Annotated in this window: 7 protein-coding genes; 5 read left to right on the top strand and 2 right to left on the bottom strand. The window is 67.9% G+C overall.

Features of this window, described 5'->3' with window-relative positions; genetic code table 11:
* The first annotated feature begins 1,266 nt into the window (after positions 1-1,266).
* Complete coding sequence (locus D6689_17410; GenBank protein RMH39173.1) at positions 1,267-1,560, top strand: hypothetical protein; 294 nt, start codon at positions 1,267-1,269, stop codon at positions 1,558-1,560.
* 125 nt (positions 1,561-1,685) lie between these two features.
* Positions 1,686-2,243: a hypothetical protein gene (locus D6689_17415; GenBank protein ID RMH39174.1), complete on the top strand. Its 558-nt coding sequence runs from the start codon at positions 1,686-1,688 to the stop codon at positions 2,241-2,243.
* 226 nt (positions 2,244-2,469) lie between these two features.
* Here D6689_17415 and D6689_17420 read toward each other — a convergent pair whose 3' ends face one another.
* Positions 2,470-2,796: a hypothetical protein gene (locus D6689_17420; protein RMH39175.1), complete on the bottom strand. Its 327-nt coding sequence runs from the start codon at positions 2,794-2,796 to the stop codon at positions 2,470-2,472.
* Positions 2,797-3,106: 310 nt separating this feature from the next.
* Here D6689_17420 and D6689_17425 point away from each other — a divergent pair, with 310 nt between their 5' ends.
* From D6689_17425 to D6689_17435, 3 genes are read left to right on the top strand one after another with little or no spacing between them, the layout of a single operon-like run.
* Positions 3,107-3,535: a MerR family transcriptional regulator gene (locus D6689_17425; GenBank protein ID RMH39176.1), complete on the top strand. Its 429-nt coding sequence runs from the start codon at positions 3,107-3,109 to the stop codon at positions 3,533-3,535.
* Positions 3,525-4,337 (top strand): MerC domain-containing protein, encoded by an 813-nt coding sequence (locus D6689_17430; GenBank protein RMH39177.1) that lies wholly within the window; start codon positions 3,525-3,527, stop codon positions 4,335-4,337. Before D6689_17425 ends, D6689_17430 begins: the two co-directional genes overlap by 11 nt.
* Positions 4,334-4,600, top strand: coding sequence for a hypothetical protein (locus D6689_17435; GenBank protein ID RMH39178.1), 267 nt, complete (start codon positions 4,334-4,336; stop codon positions 4,598-4,600). Before D6689_17430 ends, D6689_17435 begins: the two co-directional genes overlap by 4 nt.
* Before the next feature lie 310 nt (positions 4,601-4,910).
* Here the strand turns inward: D6689_17435 and D6689_17440 are convergent.
* Positions 4,911-5,011 (bottom strand): transposase (locus D6689_17440; GenBank protein RMH39179.1); only part of this gene is annotated, 101 nt, incomplete at its 5' end.

Here is a 5,011-nt window from a genome sequence, read left to right on the forward strand (position 1 = left end):
AGGTAGGTCGAGCCCGGCAGGACCTGTCGCGGCACGCTCACGTACCGCGTATCGGCTCGGGCCGCTCGCGGTTGCGCGCGAAAATCAACCCGGGTGGGGGTGGGACACGATCGTATTCGACGGCTTCCCTTGGACGCTCTTTCCAGTCGCCGAATACCCCGGCACGGACGTCTGACCTCGACTCCTACTCCGCACCCTTTTGTTGCGACTCTGTTGACAAGCCCGCTGGCTATCGGCTAGAGTCCGAACCACTTTTTCCCCCTCTTAGCCGCGCCTGCCCGGGCACGGCTGCATGACCTCACAAGGAGTGCTCAATGCGGAATGTGGTAACAGGGCTCTTCCTCGCGATGTGCGTGACGGCCGCAGCAACGACCGCTGAGGCGCTCAGCAACGGCGGAACGGCAGACGCCGACAACTTCGATTGCGCGGTATGCTATTACATCGGCGGCTGGGGGCCCGGTCCGGTGCTCGCGACTTGTCATCAGACCAAGTCCGGCAAGGGCGGCGAGTGCTACATCGAAAACAACCGATGCAAATATAGGAGCGGTTGTGTGTCGCTTCCTGGCGACGTTTCGCCAACGGACATCCTCGGCCTGCCACTCTGACTTCATATCGCGCCGGGCCGTGAGCATGTCATTACCGATCGCGCTCATCGTCGCCTGCAGCACCAACGCAACGTTTGGTGGCGACGTGCAGCTACCCGCTGGAGTCAAGAGTTCGCAAGTGCGGGTCGCGGTTGGACACCGGTGGCCGTCGCTAAACCAACAGGAACCCATCAGGCCAAACGGCGATGGTTCGTTTCGGACGCCGGCCGCGGCGCACGCCGTAAGCGCCTACTTGGACGCCAACGGCAACGCTCGCCTCGACCCTCATCGCGAGCCGAGCGTGACGTGTTTCAGTCGGAATGGACGCTGGGTCTGTCCCCTGACCCTGACTCGGCTGGTCGCGCATCGGGTCGAGATCGGCCGACTGGTCGGCAGCAATGTCGAGTTCTTTTCCGATGACGTCTCAGTCACCGGCGAAGCCTACGGATCGGACGGCCGACCCGCCGTCGATGCGGAGTTTTGCCTCACGGACGCAGAGACAGTGTGTGCGACTGCCGGCGGTGGAGTGTTCGACGCCGAAAACGCTGCTGCGATCTCTCCGTGTGCTCTCGAGCCAAATGTCGGCGCTGGAGTTCCAATCTCGGTCACCGCTACGATCGCCGGCAACCAGCGCGAAAGGATCGTCCTGCCCTACCCCCGACCGCTACACCTCGCTCTCGCCGTGGAGCAGAGCGAGGAAAGCTACGTACTGAGCGGCCGGGCTGAACTTCCCGTCACGCACGCAGTCGTTTGGATCGGCAGCGCAGACGGCCGGAAGATTCGCTGGAGCAGCGAACAGGATCCCGAGGCGCTCTCGGTCGACGACCGAAAAGTGACAGCGTCGATCGAGCGCCGCGTCGTGAACTCGTGCCCAGATTGCAAGGTGATGCTCCAGGCGGCGCACGTCGAAGAAGCCGGCGAACGGGCGATCATCTCTGAGGCGCGCGTGTTCTGGCAGCGCCGGCCGGGCCCATGATCCGCGGCAGACAGACTAGGATGTTGGTGCTGGGGGGTGGCGCCGCCATCGCGTGCTTCGTCGCAGGATATGCAACACGGCCACCCGCGAATCGTGTCGCGACGACGCGGGCCCCCGTGCACCGGATGGCCCCGAGCACTCGTCACGCCGTCGCGGAGTCGTCGTTGCTCGAACCGCCGCGGACATTTCGACACGTGCCGGCGCGACCGGCATCGCATTCCAGCGATCCGATCTCGCTCGTGCGCCTCGGCGTCAAGATTCGCGACGTGTACAGCGCCGAACCGCGCGACGGCGCGTGGGCCGACGAAGCTGAGTCGTTTTATCGCGACGCTGTGACCGAACTGCTCCGCGAGTTGCTCCCCGACGCAACGGACCTCGAGGTGTCCTGCCGTCACAACTCATGTCGATTCCAGTTTGCGGTTCCGGCGGCCGAGCGCGACGAGGCGTACACGTTCCAGCAACTGCTGCCGCTCGGCGACATCGTGCAGCCGTGGAGTCAGCCGGCCGAGAGCACAAAATCCGCGATCGTGGGTGCATTCGTGCTGCTCGGCTCCGAACACCGAGATCTCGGGAAGCTCCGCGCCTGGTACGCGCGGGAGTTCGCCCGGCGGTTTCCCGACGGTCTTCGAGTCGTGCGCGAACACATCGCCACCCACGGGCTGTCGCCGGTGTCCACCGATTGACGACATGACTGCGCGCGCGATCGCCAGCCTCGCCGTCGTTTGCGTTCTCGCGTTTTGGGCGGGGCGATCCGTGCCGCGCGATGGTGCATCCGGCGCGTCTTTCGGCGCTGCCGACGACATCCCGGCGGCGCGACGCGCTCTGCCCGTCGGCGGCGCTGCCAGCGAAGCCACAGCGCTGCGCGCTCGCGTTCCAACGCTACCCGCTACCGGCCCAACCGCGCTCGGTCTACGGGTATTCCCCGAGTGGGCCGAAGCCGTGGACGCGGATCCAGACGCCGCGGACGCCGTTCATCAAAGCGTGCTCGAGATCCTCGAGGCGCGCCGTCGTCGCGTCGATGCCGCCATCCGTTCTTGCTTTGACAGCTCCGCGCCGGTCGGCCTCGTCGCCGTGCGGTTCGCGGTCTCCGTACGCTCGATCGCTCGCCGGCTCCGTGTCGGCAACCCGCAGTTCGTGGAGGTCGAGGAAGGCGTTCCGCTTTCGAGCGCGACCGCCCGCTGCCTCGAGCGCCACCTGGGCGGAGACGATGTCGTCGAGGCGAACGGAACGCGCCACTTCCTGCCCGCCTTCGTCGGGCGCGCAAGCTACACGGCGCGGTTCTACTTTCCCGCAACCCCATCGGGAGACGCTGGGTAGCCCGCCCAAAGTCCGCACCCGGGTTGGGGAGGCCCCGACGCGCGGCGTAGGTTGTCTTCGGCCCGCCGGGCCTTGCGAAGCCGTCCCCCCGCCGCCCGAGGGGGACGCCGAAGCCGCGCGGAGATCGGCCCCACGCCCCTGCGCCCAGTCAAGATGAACTCTTGACTCCGTAGTGTCGTACAGGGTCCACACTGTCGTTGTCGATGGCATCCGACTTCCCGGAGACGACGTGAGCACCTCGACGAACACACTGACCATCGGAAAGGTCGCCCGGCGGGCAGGCGTCGGCGTGGAGACGATCCGGTTCTACGAGCGCGAGAAGCTTCTGCCGAAGCCGGCGCGAGACCCGTCCAGCGGCTACCGCCGCTACCCGGAGAGCACCGTCGCGCGCCTGCAGTTCATCGCGCGCGCGAAGGAACTGGGCTTCACCCTGAAGGAGACGCGCGAGCTGCTCGAGCTACGGACCGGCCCCGCCACCTGCGGGACCGTTCGGGCGAGGGCGGAAGAGAAGCTCGGCGACGTCCGGCGCAAGATCGAGGACCTGCAGCGGATCGAGCGGGCGTTGCTGACGCTCGCCGACGCGTGTCCGGGCGACGGCGCCTTGGACGACTGCCCGATCCTGGGAGCGCTCGAAGGGAGGCTCCGCGATGCAGGTTGAGCTCATATGGCAGCGCGACTGCCCGAACGTCACGGCGGCCCGGCGGAGCCTCATGCAGGCGTTCTCCCTGACGGGGGTCCCGGCGCGGTGGCGCGAATGGTGCCTCGACGATGACGACTGCCCCGAGCACGCCCGTGCGTTCGGCTCACCCAGCATCCTCGTCGACGGCCTCGACGTGGCCGGGGTTCCGGCCGGAACCGGCGCGTCTTGCAGGCTCTACCCCGTCGAGGAAGGGGGCTTTGCCCCCGCGCCGACGCCGACTGCGATCGCTGCCAGGCTGCGCTCCGGGATCGCTTCCACGCCGCCTCCGAGTGGGACCGGCTTTTCGTGGAAACGCCTCGTTGCCGCGGCGCCGGCCTTTGCGGTCGCGCTGCTTCCCAAGGTCGCGTGCCCCGCGTGCTGGCCTGCGTATGCAGGTGTGCTCAGCACCCTGGGCGTGTCGTTCCTCATCGACAGCCGGTACCTCTTCGCGTCGACCGGCATGTTCCTCGCCGTCGCGCTGTTCTTTCTCGGGTTCCGCGCGTCGCGAAGGCGAGGATACGGCCCGTTCGCGCTGGGGCTGGTCGCCTCGGCGCTGTTGCTCATCGGCAAGTTCTCCTTCGAGAGCGACCCCGCGATGTTCGCCGGCGTCGGTCTGCTGATGGGCGCCTCATTCTGGAATTCGTGGCCTCGCAAGCGGGCCGCATCGCCAGAGTGCGCGGCCTGTGAGCCGGCCGCTCCGGTCAGGCCGTGCTGTGACACGGCAACACCCCAAGCCCCGGCCCCCTGCTACGGGTCGGCCACCCAAGGAGAGAAGCCATGAGTCAACGCCACATCGAGATCTTCAGCGCCGGCTGCCCGGCCTGCGCCGACACGATCGAGCTGGTCAACGACATGATTTGTGAGTCGTGCTCCGTCGAGGTGCTCGACATGCACGACGACGCGGTTGCGGCGCGCGCGCGCGACCTCGGCATCCGCACGGTGCCGGCGGTCGTCATCGACGGCAAGCTCGCCGACTGCTGCGCTGGTCGCGGTGTCGACGAGGCCACGCTGCGGGCCGCCGGCGTCGGACAGCCGACTGCATGAGCCGGCCCGTTCGTCAACTGCTCGCCGGCAGCCTGCTCGCGGCGTTCTCCGCGGGCGGCTACACGTGACCTGCGCCGCCCACGCCTCGAAGAGCCCGCACCCGGGTTGATTGGAGCCGCGGCCGGCGAATCGCGTCGCAGAAGCGGCCGGCGCGGGCGCAATCGGCTCGCAGGAGGATGACGAGCCACCACCGCGGCAGATCAGCGGACGACAACCCGGTGACCGCGCCCACACTCGGCTGGCGGCGGACGCAGGTTGGGGCGGCAAGTGGAGTCACTTGCCGCGGTCGTCGCGGGCCCGGGGCCGGGCGTCAAGCCGTGTCGGCGACGACGACGCCTTGATACACGCGCATCGCATACGAGCCGGCCGGGAACACGACCTCGCGCACGCCGCGCTTCCATCGCTCGTACG

It is taken from the genome of Deltaproteobacteria bacterium, from assembly GCA_003696105.1.
Lineage (GTDB): Bacteria > Myxococcota_A > Polyangia > Haliangiales > J016 > J016.